The 19,790-nt window shown below is 64.9% G+C and carries 18 protein-coding genes; 11 read left to right on the top strand and 7 right to left on the bottom strand.

The features are described 5' to 3' along the window. The first annotated feature begins 4 nt into the window (after positions 1-4). The gene (locus tag M2432_RS17000; RefSeq protein WP_280827995.1) at positions 5-493 is read left to right on the top strand and encodes an LppP/LprE family lipoprotein; all 489 of its coding nucleotides are present in this window, start codon (positions 5-7) and stop codon (positions 491-493) included. A gap of 44 nt (positions 494-537) precedes the next feature. On the opposite strand, the gene M2432_RS16995 is transcribed toward M2432_RS17000, so the two are convergent. Further along, a complete protein-coding gene (locus tag M2432_RS16995; protein WP_280827994.1) occupies positions 538-2,469 on the bottom strand; it encodes an acyl-CoA dehydrogenase in 1,932 nt (643 codons plus the stop codon). Between the two features lie 60 nt (positions 2,470-2,529). Continuing rightward, positions 2,530-3,009 carry a MarR family transcriptional regulator gene (locus M2432_RS16990; protein WP_280827993.1) on the bottom strand — a complete coding sequence of 160 codons (480 nt, stop codon included), beginning with the start codon at positions 3,007-3,009 and terminating at the stop codon, positions 2,530-2,532. 104 nt (positions 3,010-3,113) lie between these two features. On the opposite strand from M2432_RS16990, the gene M2432_RS16985 reads away from it, so the two are divergent. Both M2432_RS16985 and M2432_RS16980 read left to right on the top strand, forming a co-directional pair. Beyond that, a complete protein-coding gene (locus tag M2432_RS16985; RefSeq protein WP_280827992.1) occupies positions 3,114-5,141 on the top strand; it encodes an ABC transporter ATP-binding protein in 2,028 nt (675 codons plus the stop codon). Next, positions 5,141-5,986: an energy-coupling factor transporter transmembrane protein EcfT gene (locus M2432_RS16980; RefSeq protein WP_280828090.1), complete on the top strand. Its 846-nt coding sequence runs from the start codon at positions 5,141-5,143 to the stop codon at positions 5,984-5,986. The genes M2432_RS16985 and M2432_RS16980 overlap by 1 nt, the downstream gene beginning before the upstream one ends. Positions 5,987-6,151: 165 nt before the next feature. Here M2432_RS16980 and M2432_RS16975 read toward each other — a convergent pair whose 3' ends face one another. Continuing rightward, a complete protein-coding gene (locus M2432_RS16975) occupies positions 6,152-7,105 on the bottom strand; it encodes a LysR family transcriptional regulator (RefSeq protein ID WP_280827991.1) in 954 nt (317 codons plus the stop codon). A 139-nt stretch (positions 7,106-7,244) separates the two neighbouring features. Here M2432_RS16975 and M2432_RS16970 point away from each other — a divergent pair, with 139 nt between their 5' ends. The 5 genes from M2432_RS16970 to M2432_RS16950 all read left to right on the top strand — a co-directional run bounded on the left by M2432_RS16970 (position 7,245) and on the right by M2432_RS16950 (position 11,991). Further along, complete coding sequence (locus tag M2432_RS16970; protein ID WP_280827990.1) at positions 7,245-8,120, top strand: SDR family NAD(P)-dependent oxidoreductase; 876 nt, start codon at positions 7,245-7,247, stop codon at positions 8,118-8,120. Positions 8,121-8,123: 3 nt separating this feature from the next. Next, positions 8,124-9,260, top strand: a complete 1,137-nt coding sequence (locus tag M2432_RS16965; RefSeq protein WP_280827989.1) for a sulfotransferase — start codon at positions 8,124-8,126, stop codon at positions 9,258-9,260. A 91-nt stretch (positions 9,261-9,351) separates the two neighbouring features. Beyond that, positions 9,352-10,344, top strand: a complete 993-nt coding sequence (locus tag M2432_RS16960; protein ID WP_280828089.1) for a hypothetical protein — start codon at positions 9,352-9,354, stop codon at positions 10,342-10,344. 14 nt (positions 10,345-10,358) lie between these two features. Beyond that, positions 10,359-11,174: a mycofactocin-coupled SDR family oxidoreductase gene (locus M2432_RS16955; RefSeq protein WP_280828088.1), complete on the top strand. Its 816-nt coding sequence runs from the start codon at positions 10,359-10,361 to the stop codon at positions 11,172-11,174. 46 nt (positions 11,175-11,220) lie between these two features. Next, positions 11,221-11,991, top strand: a complete 771-nt coding sequence (locus M2432_RS16950; protein WP_280827988.1) for an SDR family oxidoreductase — start codon at positions 11,221-11,223, stop codon at positions 11,989-11,991. Positions 11,992-12,008: 17 nt separating this feature from the next. Here M2432_RS16950 and M2432_RS16945 read toward each other — a convergent pair whose 3' ends face one another. From M2432_RS16945 to M2432_RS16935, 3 genes are read right to left on the bottom strand one after another with little or no spacing between them, the layout of a single operon-like run. Beyond that, on the bottom strand, positions 12,009-13,334 hold the full coding sequence (locus tag M2432_RS16945) for a sugar ABC transporter substrate-binding protein (RefSeq protein WP_280827987.1): 1,326 nt from the start codon (positions 13,332-13,334) through the stop codon (positions 12,009-12,011). Next, positions 13,331-14,143 (bottom strand): carbohydrate ABC transporter permease, encoded by an 813-nt coding sequence (locus tag M2432_RS16940; RefSeq protein WP_280827986.1) that lies wholly within the window; start codon positions 14,141-14,143, stop codon positions 13,331-13,333. Before M2432_RS16940 ends, M2432_RS16945 begins: the two co-directional genes overlap by 4 nt. Further along, positions 14,130-14,975: a sugar ABC transporter permease gene (locus M2432_RS16935; protein ID WP_280828087.1), complete on the bottom strand. Its 846-nt coding sequence runs from the start codon at positions 14,973-14,975 to the stop codon at positions 14,130-14,132. Before M2432_RS16935 ends, M2432_RS16940 begins: the two co-directional genes overlap by 14 nt. Before the next feature lie 61 nt (positions 14,976-15,036). Between M2432_RS16935 and M2432_RS16930 the strand changes: the two genes are divergently transcribed. Together M2432_RS16930 and M2432_RS16925 are read left to right on the top strand one after the other, a co-directional pair. Continuing rightward, a complete protein-coding gene (locus M2432_RS16930) occupies positions 15,037-16,557 on the top strand; it encodes a TldD/PmbA family protein (RefSeq protein WP_280827985.1) in 1,521 nt (506 codons plus the stop codon). Beyond that, positions 16,554-17,924 carry a metallopeptidase TldD-related protein gene (locus M2432_RS16925; RefSeq protein ID WP_280827984.1) on the top strand — a complete coding sequence of 457 codons (1,371 nt, stop codon included), beginning with the start codon at positions 16,554-16,556 and terminating at the stop codon, positions 17,922-17,924. The genes M2432_RS16930 and M2432_RS16925 overlap by 4 nt, the downstream gene beginning before the upstream one ends. Here M2432_RS16925 and M2432_RS16920 read toward each other — a convergent pair. Continuing rightward, positions 17,908-18,933, bottom strand: coding sequence for a beta-eliminating lyase-related protein (locus M2432_RS16920; protein ID WP_280827983.1), 1,026 nt, complete (start codon positions 18,931-18,933; stop codon positions 17,908-17,910). The genes M2432_RS16925 and M2432_RS16920 overlap by 17 nt on opposite strands. A 35-nt stretch (positions 18,934-18,968) precedes the next feature. Between M2432_RS16920 and M2432_RS16915 the strand changes: the two genes are divergently transcribed. After that, positions 18,969-19,790, top strand: coding sequence for a carboxymuconolactone decarboxylase family protein (locus M2432_RS16915; RefSeq protein ID WP_280827982.1), 822 nt, complete (start codon positions 18,969-18,971; stop codon positions 19,788-19,790).

The following is a 19,790-nucleotide window of genomic DNA, read 5'->3' as shown; positions in this document are numbered from 1 at the left end:
CACCATGCGCCACACCAGCGTTACAACTGCCCTGACCCTCACCGCAGCTACCGCGCTGCTGTCCGCAGGCTGCGGCTGGAGCCCGCACGGCCCCGGCCCGCGGCAACCCGACAACTGCACCACTGCCGACGCACCGGCGCCCGACGTCGTCAGCAGCGCGATCAAGGCCCTGCCATCCGGATCGTGGGTGCAGAAGGCCAGCGGTCACACGTCGAACTGTGCGCTGTACTGGGTGCAGGTCGGCCCTGCGGATGCGCAGCCCGACAGCCTGCAGCAGGTGCTGTTCTTCAACAAGAACACCCCGCTGGGCACGGCGACACCCAACCCGCGGCCGTACATCACGGTCACCACGGCCACCCCTGACACCGCCACGGTGCAGTACCAGTGGCAGCAGGCCAGCGACCAGCCGGGCAGGCCGACCGGCATCGGCTCGGTCCGGTTCACCGTCGCCGACGGCAAGCTCAAGGCACTCGACCCGATTCCGGGGCCGTAGTCACTCCGTCGAACGTGCCAACGTGCGCACGTTCGATCAACCGATCAATCAGCGATGTGTTCCGGATGCAGCATCTCGGCGTATCGCAGCTGTTCAGGTATACCGAAGCCGTCGACCAGCGCCTCGGCATAGGAGCGCAGCCGCCGGCACACGTCGTTGATACCGCGCGTGACGGCCTTGGCCCGCTCGGTGGACAGGTACCGGTGCTCGATGTACCAGGCTTTGTCTTTCTCGATCACCGAGAGTGCATAGAGGTCGCACACCATCGAGAGCACCTTGCCGGCTTCTTCGTCCTGACACGATGAGATACCGGCGACGAAGGCCTCCAACACAATTCGATCGATATGTGCCGACGCCGCGTGCAGCACGTGGTCCTGCACCGAGTTGAACGCCTCGAATGCAGACATCTCCTTGAACTTGGCCTGCATGCGCCGCGCCAGCGAACTGAGCAGGTATTCTTCGCGGTCCTCGAACATGGTGATCTGGGTGCCGCGGTTGAACAGGCTGCCCTCTTCCTCGTTGTCCTGACGGGTGTCCAGGACGGTCTGGATGATGGTCTCGGCGGCGGTGCGCTTGAGCACTCGGTCACCAACGGTGTTGGCGGCGAAGCGAACCCACTCGAATGGGCTCATGCCCTTGATGTCATCGGCGTAGGCGGTCAGCAGTTCCTTGGCCACCAATTGGGTCAGCACATGGTTGTCGCCCTCGAAGGTGGTGAACACGTCGGTGTCGGCGCGCAGCGCGATCAAGCGGTTCTCGGCCAGATACCCGGCACCGCCGCAGGCCTCGCGGGCTTCTTGAATGGCGTGCGAGGCATGCCAACTGTTGGCGGCCTTCAGACCGGCCGCGCGGGATTCCAGTTCCCGTTGCTCCTCGGCGTCCGGGTCCTCGATGGATTGCAATTCGTGCAATTTGGTCACCAGCTCGTTCTGCGCGAACTGCAGTGCATAGGACTCGGCGATCAGCGGCAGCAGTCGCCGCTGATGCACCAGATAATCCATGATCAGCACCTCTTCATCAGATTCTGGTTCCTCGAACTGCCTGCGCTGCAACGCATATCGGGTGGCGATGTCCAGCGCCACCCGCGCGGCCTGGGCGGCACTGCCGCCGACACACACCCGGCCGCGAATGAGGGTGCCGAGCATGGTGAAAAAGCGTTTGCCGGTGCTCTCGATCGGTGAGCTGTAGGTGCCGTCGGTGCTGACATCGCCGTATTTGTTGAGCAGGTTCTCCCGCGGGACGCGGACGTGGTCGAACTGGATGCGGCCGTTGTCGACCCCGGGTAGGCCGCCTTTGTAATGGCAGTCCGACGTGCTGATCCCGGGCAGGTCGTTGCCGTCGGCGTCGCGGATGGGTACCACGAAGCAGTGCACGCCGTAGCTTTCGCCGCCGGTGATCAACTGGGCGAAAACCGCTGCCACCGTCGCACTTTCGGCGGCACCGCCGATGTAGTCCTTGCGCGCGGTGGGAGTGGGGGAGTCGATCACGAACTCTTGCGTGGCCGGATCGTAGGTGGCGGTGGTCTCCAGCGACTGCACATCGCTGCCGTGCCCGGTCTCGGTCATGGCGAAGCAGCCGAGTAGCTCCAGGTCGATGATCCGGCGGACGTATGCCTCGTGGTGGCGTGCGGTTCCCAGGTTCTCGACGGCGCCGCCGAACAGCCCCCACTGCACGCCGGCTTTGACCATCAGGGACAGATCGCTCATTGCCAACATCTGGATCATGGTGACCGCAGAGCCGACGTCCCCGGTACCGCCATGGGCCTTGGCGAAACCGTCCTCGGCGGCACCTTTGGCCGCCATGATCTTGAGTTGTTCGGCCACCTTGGTTCGGGCGATGACCGTGTTGGGTGTGTAGTGCGGCCGGAAGATCTCATTCGAGAGCACTTCGCGCATCCGGTTTTTCGCGTCGTGCCAGCGACCGTCGAGGGTGTCGCGCAGGTGGTCGGAAAGGGATGTGTAAGTGGACTGGGCCATGGTTCCGACGCTAACCCCTCAGGCTGATCCGCGCGTTGGTCCCGGCGAACCGGATGCCAGTCAGCGGTGCTGTTGGTGTGCCTCACGCAGCAAGTTGCGCATGATGCCGATGGCCGTAGCCAGGGTGTCGCGGTCGGATTCGTCGAGGCGTTCCAGATAAGGGTCGATGGCTTTGCCGCGATCGGCACGTACCTGCGCCAGCGCAGCCACGCCTTCTGGCGTGATTCTGATCCGCACGGCGCGCGCATCATCGGGGTCGGTCGAGCGTGACACCAACCCGGAGTCCTCCAGGCGGCGCACCTGAGTGGTCATGGTCGGCTGCGAGCAGTGGTCCAGTGCGGCCAGATCGGAAATCCGAGCCTCGCCTTGGTCGTCGATGGTCGAGAGCAGCCGGGCCTGGGCGACTGGCAACGGCAGCCGCACCCGCTGGTTGGCCAAGCGGTTCAGCCGAGCGACCACGGAGAGCAGATCTGCGGCCAGCGTCGGGTTGGCCGCGACCGCGGATTCCGCTGACGTGCCCGACGCGGCGCTTGGAGACATGGTGGCCATAATTGCATAGACCTTCTATGCAGGTCGCGCCACCGGGTGGTGGCGCTCACAGTACGTACAAGCCTACTGCCGGGAAACGCTGGCAGAATTGTGAAATGACTGAAGCCGGCCCGCATCGTTCAGCCGGCGCCCTCAATCCAGGTGAGCTTGCCCAGGCCGCGGTCATGGCGGCGCTGTGCGCGGCCACCGCCATCATCGCCATCGTGGTTCCGTTTGCTGCGGGGCTCGGCATGTTGGGCACCGTCCCGATGGGACTGCTGGCGTATCGGTACCGACTGCGGGCGCTGCTCGCTGCGACCATTGCGGGCGGCGCCATCGCGTTTCTCATCGCCGGCCTCGGTGGCCTGATGACCGTGGTGTTCTGCGCCTATATCGGCGGGCTGACCGGCATCGTCAAGCGTAAAGGGCGCGGCGTTCACGCCGTCATCTGGGCGGCGATCGGTGCCGGTGTGGTGTTCGGTGCGTACATCATCGGCTTCCTGTTGCTGGTGTCGCGTTTGCGGCAGCTGATTTTCGCGTCCATGACCGCCAACATCAACGGGTTGGCCAACGCTGTCGCGGTACTGCCCGGCGGCGAGCGTATGGCGCACGACATGCGAACCGGATTCTCCGCCTTCCTGCATTACTGGCCGGTGCCGGTGATGCTGTCAGTGGTCATCCACATCGTGATCGTCACGTTGATCGGCTGGTGGGCGCTGTCCCGGGTGCTGACCCGACTGCTCGGCATCCCGGATGTCCACAAGCTCGATGCCGTCGAATCGGATGCGGTCGTGTCACCGGTCCCGACCCGTCTGCGCGACGTCAGATTCCGCTATCCCGGCACGGATCGCGATGCCCTCGGCCCATTGACCTTGACCGTCGACGAAGGCGAGCACGTCGCCATCACCGGTGCCAACGGCTCGGGCAAGACCACATTGATGCTCATGCTCGCCGGCCGTGCCCCCACCGCGGGCACCATCGAGCGGCCGGGCGCGGTCGGCTTGGGGCATCCCGGTGGCACCGCGGTCGTCATGCAGCACCCCGAGAGTCAGGTCCTGGGCAGCCGGGTGGCTGACGACGTGGTCTGGGGCCTGCCACCCGGTCAGACCATTGACGTCGAGCGACTGCTGGCCGAGGTGGGCTTGGACGGACTGGCCAACCGCGACACCGGCGGGCTGTCCGGCGGTGAGTTGCAACGGCTCGCCGTGGCCGCCGCATTGGCGCGCGAGCCGGCGCTGCTGATCGCCGACGAGGTCACCAGCATGGTTGATCAGCAAGGCCGCGACAGCTTGCTGTCGGTGCTGTCCGGGCTGAGCCGGCATCACCGCACTTCTCTGGTGCACATCACGCACTACACCGACGAAGCCGATTCGGCCGACCGGGTGGTCCTCCTTTCCGGTGCTCACGACAATGTCGAGATGGTCGAGACCGCCGCGGTCCCGGTGGCGGCGGTCGGAGCTGAACCGCACGGCGCGGTCGTCCTTGACGTGCGGGGCGTCGGCCATCGGTACGGCAGCGGAACACCCTGGGAATCAACCGCTTTGAGTGACATCAGCTTCGCCGTGCACGAGGGTGAAGGCGTGCTGATCCACGGGCTCAACGGCTCCGGCAAGTCGACGCTGGCCTGGATTATGGCCGGACTGACCGTGCCCACCACCGGCAGCTGCCTGCTCGACGGGTCACCCGTGTCCGATCAGGTCGGTGCGGTCGCCATTTCATTTCAGGCGGCGCGCCTTCAGTTGATGCGCTCGCGGGTGGGCCACGAGATTGCGTCAGCCGCCGGCTTCTCCCGGCGTGACCGGGCACGCATCGCCGAGGCGCTGACCATGGTCGGCCTGGACCCGCACCTGGCCGACCGCCGCATCGATCAGCTCAGCGGCGGTCAGATGCGCCGGGTGGTGCTGGCCGGACTGTTGGCCGGTCGTCCGCGGGCGCTCATTCTGGACGAGCCGCTGGCCGGGCTTGACGCCGCCAGCCAGCGCGGTCTGGTGAAGCTGCTCGCCGAATTGCGCCGCACCACCGGGTTGACCGTCGTGGTCATCTCGCATGACTTCGCCGGGCTCGACGAACTCTGCCCGCGCATTCTGCGGCTGCACCGCGGTCATTTGGTCGACGCGCCGATCGCTGCGGGAGGACGCGCATGATGCGAACTGCGACCAAGCCGGCCGGCCCGCGTCGGTCTGTGGTGCTCCTGCAACCGATTCCGGGCACTTCGGTGATCCACCAGCTGTGGGCGGGTACCAAGCTGATTGTGGTCGCGCTGATCGGAGTGGTGCTGACCATCTACCCGGGCTGGGTTCCCATCGCACTGGTGGCGCTGGTGGTGTTGGTGACGGCGTGGCTGGCCCGGATTCCGCGTGGCGCGCTGCCGTCGATACCTCGTGCGGTCTGGATTCTATTGCTGCTCGGCGCCGTTACCGCGGCGCTGGCCGGGGGTAAGCCGTTTGTCACCGTCGGGTCGACGCACCTCGGGTTGGGTGGCCTGCTGAACTTCTTGCAGATCACGGTGCTGTCCATCGTGCTGCTCGGGCTCGGTGCCCTGGTGTCGTGGACGACTAATGTCGCTGAAATCGCCCCTGCGGTAGCCACTTTGGGTCGTCCCCTGCGCTGGCTGCGGGTCCCGGTCGACGAATGGGCGGTCGCACTTGCGTTGGCGTTGCGCGCATTCCCGATGTTGATCGACGAGTACCGAGTGTTGTTCGCCGCCCGTCGGTTACGTCCACGGGATCGTCCGGACACCCGCCGTGCCCGTCGCAAGCAGTGGGCCACCGAGATCGTCGACCTCGCCGCCGCCGCCATCACAGTGGCGCTGCGTCGCGGTGACGAGATGGGTGATGCCATCACCGCACGCGGTGGTACCGGCCAGATTTCGGCGCATCCTTCTCGTCCGGGCAGGTCCGACCTCGTGGCGCTGGCTGTGGTCACGGTGATGTGCGCGTTGGCGATTTGGGTGGAGGTGTGCACCCCGCTCGCGACCAGCGCGCACTAGCTGTGCACCGGGGCGGCCAGCCCCGCGAGTAGTGCTTTGTGAAAGGCCTGAGGGTTCTGTATCTGAGGCGCGTGCCCCAGGCCGGGGAACTCGACAAGCGTGGCGTGCGACCGCTGGTGATTCTAGCTTGGTGACCTTGAGGTAGCCGTCTTCCGCTGTTGGAGTTCAGGGGCGAGACGGGTCCCAGGGCTGGGGCGATACCAATCGCGCGGGCCAATTTCCCGCAGTGACCAGGTGCACCACTTCGCTGCGCAGGATGTCGCCCAGCTTCTGGCCGAGTTCGCGGGGCAGTTCCAGCTGCGCGGTCGCGGCGACGCCGAGCGCCTGGGTCAGCGCCGGCTCACCTGTTGGGGCGCAGCGCAATTGCTGACGATTGATCTCAGCCATACACGCAGACAGCGGAAGGACGGCATATCCGAGGCCGGCCTCGACCAGGCGTTTGGTGACAGCAAGAGAATCGGTGGTGATCCGGTGGTCGATGGCCACTTTTGTGCGCAGTGCCGCGTTTTCGAGGGCGACCCCGATACCCGCCGACGAGCGTGGAACTATCAACGGCAGTGCAGCTATGTCGGTGAACGGGATTGCCTTGTCGCGATCGAAATCTGCTGTCGCAGAGCCGATGACATAGAGATCCTCGGTGATCAGATCACGATAGAACAGCCGGTCATCGGCGACGGGGTTGATCAGCGCCAGATCGACTGCGCCCTTGAGCATCGCCTCGATGAGGGTCTCGGTGCTGCCGGTGGCGATGGCAAACGTCACTGCCGGGAACGCCGCCGACAGGCTCGCGATCAACGGACCGGCCAGGACGTCGACTGCGGTGTCGATCAGACCCACGCGGATGCCCCGCTCCAGGCGAGCCAAGGGGGATGCAGCGTACTGCACGGCCAACTCGAGCATCCGCAGCGGACTGGCCGTCGATGCCCGCAACCGTTCGCCCTCGGCGGTCAGTTCGACACCGCGGCGTGTGCGCCGGAACAGGGTGATCCCGAGGTCCTCTTCGAGCAGTCGGATTTGGCGACTCAGTGCCGGCTGAGCAATACCCAACGAGCGCGCCGCGCGGGTGATCGAGCCTTCCTCGGCGATACGCAGGAAATACTTGAGCCGGTGGGTGTCCATCGGCTCCCAGCTAACCAGGTATCAAAATTCGGCATGACTGAATGCCGAGATTGGTATTACCGCACCAATTGCTTTGCTCCATAGCCTTACGCCATGCGCCATCGGCATGACGGTCGGTGGTCGAGCAGAGGGAGCTCCGATGACGACATTCGATGACGAAGCCGCGGTCCGCGCGCTGAATCTGGACAAGTTGCCCACCCACATCATCAACAAACGACTGGCCGACCTGTTGGATCTGACCGGCAAGAAGGCGTTCGTCACCGGCGCGGGCGGTGACGGGCTGGGGCACGCGATCGCCAACCGCCTCGCCGGTTCCGGCGCCGATATCGCTTTGGTCGGCCGCACCCTTGAACCGCTGGAGCGCAGGGCCAAAGAGATCAAGGAGCGCTGGGGCGTCAACACGGTCCCGATCCAGGCCGACATGTCGGACTGGGACCAGGTGCACGACGGTGTCCGCAAAGCCCATGAGGAACTCGGCGGGTTGGACATCATGATCAACAACCCGGTGATGGTGGCCGCCGGCCCGTTCGAGAATCAGACGAAGGCAGACATCGACTACACGGTCCTGGGCAGTCTGACCATGATGATGTACGGCGCGCACGCTGCATTGGAATACCTGCTGCCGCAAGGCTCGGGCACCATCATCAACATCGGTTCCGTCGGCGGGCGTATCCAGCAGCGCGGCCTGGTTGCCTACAACGCCTGCAAGGCCGGAGTCATCGGATTCACTCGCAACCTCGCCCACGAGGTGGCCTCGCGCGGGGTCAACGTCTTCTGCGTGGCTCCCGGAATCATGATCAAAGAGCAGATGAAGCAGTACCTGTACGCACCGCAGAACGACCAGCACCGGGCCGGGCGAGGAGCCATCCTGGAGGCCATCACCACTCAGGTGCAGCTGGGACGCGCCTCGTTGCCCGAGGAAGCGGCGAACATGGTCGCCTACCTGGCCTCCGAGGCCGCCAGCTACATGTGCGGCCAGACCATTGATGTCGCCGGCGGCCAGTGGATGGGCTGAAACATGGCCACTGTCAACGAAATAGAGAACGCCGCGCGGGAAAAGACCGGACTGGACGACTTCGGTGACGCCTCGTACCGCGAGGGTCTGGCGATCTTGCTGGAGTCCCTGCACAGCGAGGCGCAGCTCAATGCTCGCGGCGAGGCCTTCATCTACCCGCGCATCACGGGATACCTGGTGCAGCGCTTGCAAGTTGAGGACTGGTATCGGCGCCACCCCGAGATCGACGGTGTGCCCGTCACCGAGCCGTTGATCGGCCTCGGCCTGCCCCGCACCGGGTCGACGGCGCTGTCGATGCTGCTGGCCCAAGACCCCGACGTGCGTTACCTGCGCCGCTGGGAGTCCACCGAGCCGTGCCCGCCACCGTCGACAGTGACGGGCGTCGATCCGCGCATCCCGCATGGCAAGGGCGAGATGATCGGCACCCGCTATCACGTGCCGGCGTCCACTCACGGCCCGATGGAATGCCACGAGCTGATGGCCCTGAATTTCGCCTCTCACCTGTTTCAATCACTCGCCCAGATCCCCACGTACTCAAAGTGGTTGATCAACGACGCCGACCTCGGTGCCACGCTGCACTACCAGCGCCGGGTGATGAAGCTGCTGGCCTGGGGTGAGCCGACCCGGTCCTGGAGACTCAAGTGTCCGTCGCACGTACTCTGGCTCGATGCCCTCAATGCGGTCTTTCCCGATGCGAAATTCGTTATGACCCATCGTGATCCGACCGACGTGATCCTGTCGGTGGCCGACCTGTACGCGGACATCATCGGTTCCTTCACCGACCACATCGACCGGCCCTACATCGGTCAGCTCAATGTGGAGCACTGGTCAGCAGGCATGGATCGCGCCCTGCAGTTCAGGGAGGCCGGCGCCGATGATCGGTTCTATGACATTGACTTCCGCGCCATGCAAGGCGATCCGATCGGGGAGGTCACCGGCCTGTATCGCTGGTTGGGCCAACCGGTCAGCGACGAGTTCGCCGACCGGATGGACAGCTGGTGGTCCGAAGCCGCCGCTGAACGCGAACCCGCCAGCCACGCTGATCCGGTTGCTTTCGGTATCGACTTCGACACCGTCCGGCCCCGATTCGGACGCTACGTGGAACAGGCACATTCATGGACAACTCACCAAACCACTTAACAGACAGGGTGATTCGATGACAGTCGACCTGACCGGAGGGCTTCCGGCCGACCGCGAGTACGTATTCGCCGAACGACCCGACAACCCAGAGATGCGCGATTCGGTGAGCTTCTGGGTCGTCGATGACCGGGGCAGGGTTGGCCTGCCCCGGATTGGTGTGGAGGCCGTCGCTGCGAACTGGGACAACCACGACATCCAGGTCAACATCGCCTTTCCCGACGGGCGCGCCTACCGGCTGCGGGAGAACGGCGCCTCACTGCCCGCGCTCGATACCGAGGGTCGCCCATCGATCCTGGGTGCGGGCGGGCTGGCATTTCAGTGCGTGCGGCCGTTCGAGGTCTGGACCATGACCTATGCGGGCAAGGCCGTGCAGACCTCGTCGGCCGATCTGGCTGCCGGCAAGAAAGACGGACCGCTGGTGGACGTCAACTTCACAGTCGAGGCGACAATGGCTGTTCCACCGTGGATTCAAGGCGCGTTGCATGCTGATGCACGGCAGCAACTGAAGGAATCCATCGAGGGTGACCTCATGGGCGGCCCCCGCTACGAACAGTTGTTCCGGGCCACCGGCAGCATCACCATCGATGGTGTCAGCACCGAAAAGTTCACCGGATCGGGCCTGCGAATCCGCCGTCAAGGCGTCCGCAAGCTCTCTGGGTTCTGGGGCCATGCCTGGCAGTCCGCGGTGTTCCCCAGCGGAAAAGCCTTCGGCTACATTGCCTACCCGCCACGGGACGACGGCCAACCCACTTTCAATGAGGGTTACATCTTTACCGGCGACGGCCCGCTGATTCCGGCTCGCGTGGTGCAGGCGCCGTGGCTCACCCGCCTGCAGGCACTGGGTGAAGACGTGTCCCTGGTGCTCGAAACCGCTGACGGCACTGTGCACATCGAGGGCGAGACCGTCTTCTCGACGCACGACATCCACCACGACGACGACTCCTATTCGGTGCACGCCATGCGTCAGGAGATGCCGAGCTTTCCTGCGCTGCAACAGGCCGGTGTCCGCTACCGTTGGGACGGCGAGGAGACCTACGGAATGCTCGAGCGCTCCAACCCGATCGAGAAGATCAGCAGGAACTAGCCGTGAGCACACCATTGCTGGCCGGCAAAGTCGCCATTGTCACCGGCGCAGCCCGCGGCCAGGGTCGGGCCCACGCCCAACGCTTGAGCGCCGAAGGCGCTGACATTATCGCCGTCGACATCGCGGGACCATTGCCGCCCAGCGTGCCCTACACGTCGGCCACCCAGGACGATCTGGACGAAACGGCGCGCCTGGTCGAGTCCAACGGCCAGCGCGTGGTTGCCGCCGCCGTGGACACCCGAGACCTTGATGCGATGAGAGACGCCGTCGAAGCCGGCGTAACGGAGCTGGGCCGCCTGGACGTCGTGGTGGCCAACGCCGGAATCTGTTGCCCCGCACCGTGGGATCAGATCACCGCGCAGGCCTTTCGGGACACCATCGACACCAACGTCGTCGGCACCTGGAACACGGTGATGGCCAGTGCACCACACGTCATCGCCTCCGGCAACGGCGGTTCGATCATCCTGATCGGCTCGGCGGCCGGAGTCAGGATGCAGGCCTTCATGGTGCACTACACCGCCAGCAAGCACGCGATCACCGGCATGGCGCGAGCATTCGCCGCCGAGCTCGGGCCGCACAACATCCGGGTCAACAGTCTGCACCCCGGTGCCGTCGCCAGCCCGATGGTCACCACCGGAGGCATGAGACAAGCCATGCAGGATGCCGCTGACACAAACCCGCACCTGCGTGATCTGCATACCCCGCTGCTGCCCGACGGAATCGCCATGCCTGAAGACATCGCCGATGCCGTGGCGTGGTTGGCCTCGGGTCAGTCGAAATTCGTGACGGGATCACAAATCTCGGTCGACATCGGCATCGGGTACTGCTGACCCCACTTCGTCTACCTCACGACCGGCTACTTCAGGAGGACAACGCATGCAGGGCTTGGCTGGAAAATCCGTCATCGTCGCAGGGGGCGCGACCGGTATCGGCGCCGGAACCGCGAAACGGCTTGCCGCCGAAGGTGCTTTGGTCACCATAGGGGACATCAACATCGCCGGTGCCAAGCAGACAGCTGACGGGATCGCAGCGTCCGGCGGCCGGGCGATCGCCGTCGAGTTCGACTTGTCGGACGACGCTTCAGTCCGCGACCTGGTCGATGCGGCGATCGCGGAGTTCGGCGGCGTACATGGCCTGCACAACGTCGGAGCGGATCTGTCCGAGCACAACCTGGGCCGCGATACCACCCTGCTGGACACCGACTTCGACGTCTGGCAGCGGACCCTGGACGTAAACCTCCTCGGCTATGTCAGAACCAGTCGCGCGGTGCTGCCGCACCTGCTGGCCCAGGGCAGCGGCAGCATTGTCAACACGTCGTCGGGTGGATCACTCGGCACCGACCCGATGCACGTGGCGTACAACGCCGCCAAAGCTGCAGTGAACCAGCTGACTCGCCATATCGCCAATAACTATGGCAGCCAAGGGATTCGCTGCAATGGACTGATGCCCGGCCTGGTCATGGGTGAAACACAGGAACGTCAGAACGATCAACGAATGCAGCAGATGTTTCTGATGGCGGCCAAAACCACGCGCCTGGGCAGGCCCAGCGACCTGGCAGCCGTCGCCGCGTTCCTGTTGTCCGACGAAGCGGAATGGATCAACGGACAGGTGTGGTACATCGGCGGCGCTTCACACATGCGCCAGTAGGCGGTTCTGATGCCAGGTCAGCGGCTCGCCGCCGCATTGGCGGCCCGCTGCGCCTCGGCCAGCGTCGTCGCCACCTCGGCCCGGCCAAGGAACATCTCGTCGAAATATGGCTTGAGGGCGCGGAATCCGGCCGGGAATCCGGCACCGCCGGGTGCCGCGATGCGTGGCCCATCAAGCACTTTGAAGAAGGGCTGCACATCGATGTTGCGCCGAGCCCAGTAATCGAAGTAGACCTGCTGCGCGGCCAGCACCGCGGGCACCGCCGAGCCTCCGGCGCCCAAGAAGGCATTGCCGTCTTCGCGGCCCATCCAGTCCAGTACTGCCCGCACCGCGCCCGGATATCGGGTGGCCGAATTGGCTGCGGCGGCAATCCCATTGGTGACACTGACCCGTCCACGCGGGCCTTCGGGAAGCATGGCGACACCCCAGCGAAACCGCGCCTGGTCGGCGATCGCGGCCACGTTGTAGGTGCCCGACTGGAACAACGCCATCCGGCCCGCCAGGAACTGGTTGCGGGAGAAGTCGCCGTTGTCGTTGGTGTCAGCGGCCGACGGGGCCACATGGTCGGTGTTGATCAGCTGGACCAGGTAACCGAAAGCCTGCTGCGCCTGCGGGTTGTCGAACGCAAATCGGTCACCGTCGGTGAACACCCCACCGGCCGAGCCGATGTAGTTCAGGTAGATGCCCTGCAGGTCGTTGGCCGCGTTGTAGCCCCACTGCCGGATCTGTCCAGGATCGAAACCCGTTGTACCTGCCTGGTTTCCATTACGGTCGACGGTCAGCCGGGCCAGTAGCGGGCGCAGAGTGTCGTCGGAGTCGGGGGACCAATGCATGGTGTCCAATTCGGCGGGGTCCACACCGGCAGCAGCGAGCAGATCGGCGTTGTAGAACACGGCGATGCCACCATCGGTCAACTGCGGCACGGCCCAGAGCACTCCGTCCCGGGTGAATTGTTCGGTGACCGATCGGTCCCAGCCGTCCGCGGCATCGGGACCCATCAACTTTCCGATGTCGAGCAGGTGGCCCGTGTCGGAATAGCCGGCCAGGTTCGCGTTCGAGAGCCAGAAGATGTCGTCGGCGCCGCCACCGGCAACATCGGTGCGTAGCGAGTCGAAGTACGACGCGAACGCCACCACGTTGACCCGAACCTCGATATCGGGATGTCGGTGCATGAACTCAGCGAAGGAATCCCGGTAGGCCGCGGCGACCTGTTCATCCCACAGCCGCACCGTCACAACGGTTTTGCCGGACGGTTCATCGGAACGGCCCAACAGCACCGCAGCCACCAGCAGCACGGTCATCAACGCAGCCAGTGCGGCGAGGATTCGCGTCGAGAACTTCATTTGATGCCGGTGACCACGATCGAGCGGACGATGTGCCGGCCCAGCGCGCTGAACACCACCACCAGTGGAACGATCGCCACGGTCGTCGCCGCCATCACTACCGTCCACTGCGCGTCGAATCTGGACTGCAGACCGGCGGTGGCTACCGTCAGTACCCGCCAGTGTTGGCCGCTGGTGATCACCAGCGGCCACATGAAGCTGTTCCATTGTGAGACAACGGTGATCAGACCCAGCGTCACCAGGATTGACCGACTGGCCGGCAGTACCACATGCACGATGACGTCGGCCGTCCCGGCGCCGTCGATACGGGCCGCCCGCAGCAGATCCTCTGGGATCGACCGAAAGTACTCACGCAGCAGGAAGATCGCGTATGGCGAGCCGAACATGAACGGCAACACCAGGGCCCAGAACGTGTTTCGCAGGCCGGCCTCGGCCATCATCAGATACAGCGGCACTACGGTGACCGTCGCCGGCACCATCAGGGTGGCCAGATACAGCCAGAACAACACCTCCCGACCGGGGAATTCGAGGCGGGCGAACGCGTAGGCGGCCGTCACCGAAAAGGTCATCTGGCTCACCAGGATCACCGCTGTCATCAGCGCCGTGACCAGGGCTGCGCGGCCGAATCCGGCGTCGGCCAGTGCGGTGTAGTTGTCCAGCGTCGGCGGGTCCGGCAGCGACAGCGGTGAGCCGGTGTTGAACTGCTGCGCCGTGGTGAACGATGTCATCAGCCCCAGACCGAACGGCAACAGCGTGACGACGGCCCCGAGTACAAGTGCCGTGTAGATCAGTCCGTTACGTAAGGTCATAGCTGACCCGTCGGCGGAAGTAGAGATGCTGCACAACGGTGACCCCGAGCAGCACCACGAACAGGATCAATGCCATTACCGCGGCGCGACCCACCGCAGCGGTGCCGAATGCCTCGGTGTAGATGCGATGCGCGATCAGATCGGTGCGGTTCTGCGGACCGCCGCCGGTCAGCGCGTAGACGGTATCGAAAACCTGCGCGGCACTGACTATGCCGGTCACCAGCACAAAGAACATGGTGGGTCGCAGCATCGGCAGGGTGATTCGACGGAACCGCTGCCAACTGGTAGCGCCGTCGATCCGGGCCGCGTTGTGCACGTCATGCGGAATGGCCAGGATGCCCGCCAGGAAGAACAGCGTCACGTATCCGACGTTGGTCCACACCGTCACCGCCGAGACCACCGGCAGCGCCAACCCCGGGTCGGTCAGCCATTCGATGCGATGGCCCAACACCGTGCTGACCGCACCGTCGGTGGGGGCCAGAATCCAGCGCCACAACACACCGATGGCCAACGGGGAACAAATCCACGGCAATACGTACAGCGTGCGGAAGAACCCGGTGCCCGGCAGGCCACGCGCCAACAGCGCGGCGGCCAGCAACCCCAACACGGTCTGCACCGGCACTACCATTGCGACGAATGTCAGTGTCACAGCCATGGACCGGCCGAAGGTGGGGTCGGTCAACACCGAATGCCAGTTATCCAGTCCGACAAACCGGATGGGCCCCAACAGGTCCCAGCGTTGCAGGCTCAGCCAGCCGACGACCAGCATGGGCAGCAGCAGGAACAGCGCCACGCCGAACAGGCTGGGTGCGAGCAGCGCATAGCCAGTCATGGTGTCGCGAAACCGGTGGTGCTGCACGAGTTAATTAAAGCGCGCCCACTACGGTGGAGCCGTGACTGTGCTGAGGCGGGTTGACGCCGATTTCCTGGCATTACCGCGTCATGAGCTGGCCGAGGCCGCGGTGTCGGCTGCATTGACGGCTGGTGCGAGCTACGCCGACCTGCGGATTCACCGCATCACCACCGAACTGATCCAGTTGCGCGACGGCGAATTGGAGACTTCGGTGGTGACCCGGGAGATCGGTCTGGCGGTGCGGGTGATCGTCGACGGCACCTGGGGTTTCGCATCGCATGCTGAGCTGAGCCCGGCCGTGGCCGCCGAGACCGCCCGGCGTGCGGTGCAGGTGGCGGTCTCACTGGCGCCGCTGAATGCCGAACGCATCGAGCTGGCACCCGAGCCGGTGTACAGCGATGTGTTGTGGGTGTCGGACTACCGCATCGATCCGTTCGACGTACCCACCGCCGACAAGATCGCGGTACTGGGCGAATACACCGGCCGTCTGCTCGCGGCCGACGGAGTGAATCACGTATCGGCGAGCGTGCAAGCGGTCAAGGAGCAGGTGTTCTACGCCGACGCGTTCGGCTCGTCGATTACCCAGCAGCGGGTCCGCGTGATGCCGTCGCTGGAGGCCGTCACCGTCGACACCGATGCAGGCAGCTTCGAGAACATGCAGACCCTGGCCCCGCCGACTGCACGCGGCTGGGAGGCCGTTGCAGGCGACGAGGTATGGGACTGGACAACAGAACTGGCGCAGCTGCCGGCACTGCTGGCTGAGAAGGTCAAGGCGCCCAGCGTGACACCCGGGCCGACCGACCTGGTTATCGACCCCACCAACCTGTGGCTTACCATCCACGAATCCATCGGTCACGCAACAGAATACGATCGTGCCATCGGTTACGAGGCGGCCTACGCGGGCACCTCATTCGCCACTCCGGACAAACTCGGGACCATGCAGTACGGATCGCCGATAATGAACGTCACTGCCGATCGCACGGTCGACTACGGCCTGGCCACCATCGGATTTGACGACGAGGGTGTGCGCGCGCAGAGCTGGGACCTGGTGCGCGACGGAGTTTTCGTGGGCTACCAACTGGATCGAGTATTCGCACCCAAGCTCGGGGTGGCTCGGTCCAACGGCTGCTCATACGCCGACTCCCCGCACCACGTCCCGATTCAGCGGATGGCCAATGTCTCACTGCAGCCCGGCCCCGAGGACCTGAGCACCGACGACCTGATCTCGAGGGTCCAGGACGGCATCTATATCGTCGGCGACAAATCGTGGTCAATCGACATGCAGCGGTACAACTTTCAGTTCACCGGGCAGCGGTTCTTCCGCATCCGCGACGGCAAGCTCGACGGGCAACTCCGCGACGTCGCCTACCAGGCAACCACCACGGATTTCTGGGGGTCGATGGAAGCCGTTGGCGGACAGTCGACCTGGCGTCTAGGCGGGGCGTTCAACTGCGGCAAGGCTCAGCCCGGTCAGGTAGCCGCGGTCAGTCACGGCTGTCCGTCGGCGTTGTTCCGTGGCATCAATGTGCTCAACACGCGAACCGAATCGGGGCGTTCATGATCAGTGCACCACAGGTCGTCGAACTGGTGCTGGCTGAGGCTGTCCGTCGCGGCGGCGTCGACGAAACCATCGTGCTGGTGACCGACCGGTCTACCGCGTCGCTGCGCTGGGCCGGCAACTCGATGACCACAAACGGCGAATCTGTCAGCCGGGAAACCACGGTCATCTCGATTGTCCGCCAAGAGAATGCGGCACATGTCGGCTCGGTGAAGTCCAGTGAAGTGGATCCGGACACCATCGCCGGGCTGGTTGCCGCGTCGCAGGAGTCGGCTCGGTCGGCGCCGGAGGCGCGGGACAGCGCGCCTGCGCTGTCCGGTGCGGAATGCCCCGATGACTGGGACGCGCCCTCGCCACTGACCGGTGCCGGGGTATTCGGCGGTGTCGCAAACGGTTTGGCCGCCGGGTTTCAGGGGGCCGACGCCCTGTACGGCTTCGCCCGGCACGAACTTGACACCGTCTACCTCGCTACCTCTGGAGGCATTCGGCGGCGGTTCAGCCAGCCGACGGGGTCGGTGGAAATCAATGCCAAACGCAATGGCGCGAGCGCCTGGGTCGGTGTCAGTACTGCCGACTTCACTGATGTGCCAATCGATTCCATGCTCGATGACCTGTCGTTGCGGTTGGGGTGGGCGTCGCGCACCGTGGCATTGCCGGCTGGCCGCTACGAGACCCTGATGCCGCCGTCCACCGTCGCCGACATGATGATCTATCTGGGCTGGAGCATGGACGGCCGTGGCGCGCAGGAAGGGCGCACCGCGTTGTCGGCGCCGGGGGGTACCCGGGTGGGGGAGAAGCTGACCGACCTGGGGCTGACGCTGTACTCGGATCCCCTTGCCGCAGGGCTGAATTGCCAGCCGTTCGTGGCCACATCGAGTTCGTCGGAACGGGTGTCGGTGTTCGACAACGGCCTTGACATCGGCCGGGTGGACTGGATTCGCGATGGCGCGATCAATGCCCTGGCCTATCCGCGTTCTGCCGCAGTGGAATTCGGTGCACCCGTCGCGGTGCCCGCCGACAACCTGCTGATGACCGGCGGCACGGCCGAGCTGGCCGATATGATCGCGGCCACCGAGCGTGGGCTGTTGTTGTCCACGCTCTGGTACATCCGCGAGGTCGACCCGACCGTGCTGCTGCTCACCGGGCTGACCCGCGACGGGGTCTACTTGATCGAGGACGGCGAAGTGACGGCAGCGGTCAACAACTTCCGGTTCAACGAGAGCCCTTTGGACCTGCTGCGTCGGGCCACCGAGGCCGGCATCAGCGAGCAGACCCTGCCCCGCGAATGGGGGGACTGGGCGACCCGCGCGCAGATGCCGACGCTGCGGATTCCGGACTTTCACATGTCGTCGGTCAGCCAGGCGCAATAAGGCTCAGCGCAGCTGCCACATCCTCCTCGGTGGTAGCCCAGGAGCAGACGAATCGGATCACCGGTAGCAGTGGGTCGGGAGCGTGCACGGCGAAGTGTTCTCGGACTCGCGCCACGGTCTGCGCATCAAGGACGACGAACACTTCGTTGGCCTCCGTCGGGGCGGCCAGTCGCACGTCTGCCGCCCGCATTCCGTCGCTCAATGCGGCTGCCATGCGGTTGGCGTGGGCCGCGGTCTGCAACCAAAGGCCGTCTTGCAAGATCGCTTCGAACTGAGCCGAGACAAACCGGTGTTTGCTGGCCAGATGGCCGATCTGCTTCTGCAGGAAGCGAATTCCACGGAATTGTTCGGGCCGGCGGACCACCACTGCGTCACCGAACAACAAACCGTTCTTGGTGCCGCCGACTGTGACGATATCGGCGTCGCCGACGGCATCGCGAGGATGCACGCCCAGCGCAGCAATGGCATTGGCCAGGCGGGCACCATCCACATGCACCAGCAGGTCGTGACTGTGGGCGTAATCGATGAATTCGGCCAGTGCGCCGGGAGACCAGACGCGGCCGTTCTCGGTGGACTGGGTGATGGTGACGATACGTGGCTGGGAGTGGTGTACATCGCCGCGACGGGCGATGTGCTGATCCAGCGACTGCGGTGCGATGAGGCCATCGTCACTGGGCAGCGGCGTCAACTGTGCACCGGACAGCCGGACCGGGCCGCCGGCTTCGTCTAGCAACGAGTGCGCGATGTCGCTGCACAGTATTTGTTGCCAGGGTTGCGCCGCGGCGCCCAGCGCGATGATGTTGGTAGCGGTACCGGTCAGCGCGAAAAGAACCTCGGCATCGGGCGCATCAAATGCCTCTCGGAGGGCACACGCAGCACGATCGGTGCTGGGATCGGCTCCATAAGAGCTCACGGCGCCTTGATTGGCGCTGATGATGGCTTCGATTACGTGAGGGTGGGCCGGGGCGGCGTTGTCCGATGCGAATGCGGCCGAGATGGTCGAACCCATGCGTCGATGGTCTCATCAAGGCGATAATCCGGAGCGTGGAGCAGCTACTGACGTCTCTGATCGCGTTGTCACCATCTGCTGATCGCCGGCTCAATGCAGTGATGCGTGAGAAATCGGCAAAGACGCTGAGGTTGGTGGCACTGCCCCATGAAGTGGCGGTCGGTCCGTCCGCTGACTTGGAGCCGCTGGTCGCCGAGTTCGCCGAACAGTTCAGCACTGACGTGTCGGCGATCACCGCCGCTCAGCGCGAGGAATTTTTGGCAGCGCTGGGCCGCAATGCTTTTCGTGTGGCAGCGCTGATGTTCATCGCCGACTTCGTGCCACGGGTTCGTGCTGGATTCGCTGCGTTGGGGCTGCCGCCGGTTTCCGATCCGGGTGATTGGGACCGCGACACCGATCCGACGGACCTGCTGCTGAATCGGTTCGCGAGCACCGTCGGCGCGCTCCGCGAGTTGGACCCGGTGATGACCGAGGTAGTGCGCTTGCGCGGGGCCGCGGCGCACAACTGCCGGCTGTGCAAGTCGCTGCGCGAGGGCACCGCGCTGGATGCGGGTGGCAACGAGTCGATGTACTCCGATATCGAGCTGTACGAGTCATCGCAGTTGCTGGACGAGCGGCACAAGGCCGCGCTTCGTTACGTCGACGCGCTGGTCTGGACGCCGTGGCAGATTTCGGCGGATGTGGTCGCCGGCGTGCGTGCGCATTTCTCCGACGCCGAGGCCACGGAGATCACGCTCGACGTCATGCGCAACGCCATCAACAAGATCGCCGTGGCGCTAGGCGGGGACGCGCCACGTGTGGCTGAAGGGACCGAGCGTTATCTGCTGGGTGCGGACGGCCAGCCGGTGTTCTCCTGA

It is taken from the genome of Mycobacterium sp. OTB74 (assembly GCF_029892685.1).
Lineage (GTDB): Bacteria > Actinomycetota > Actinomycetes > Mycobacteriales > Mycobacteriaceae > Mycobacterium.
The sequence above is the reverse complement of the archived record's forward strand: the minus strand, read 5'-3'. Positions and strand labels throughout refer to the sequence as shown.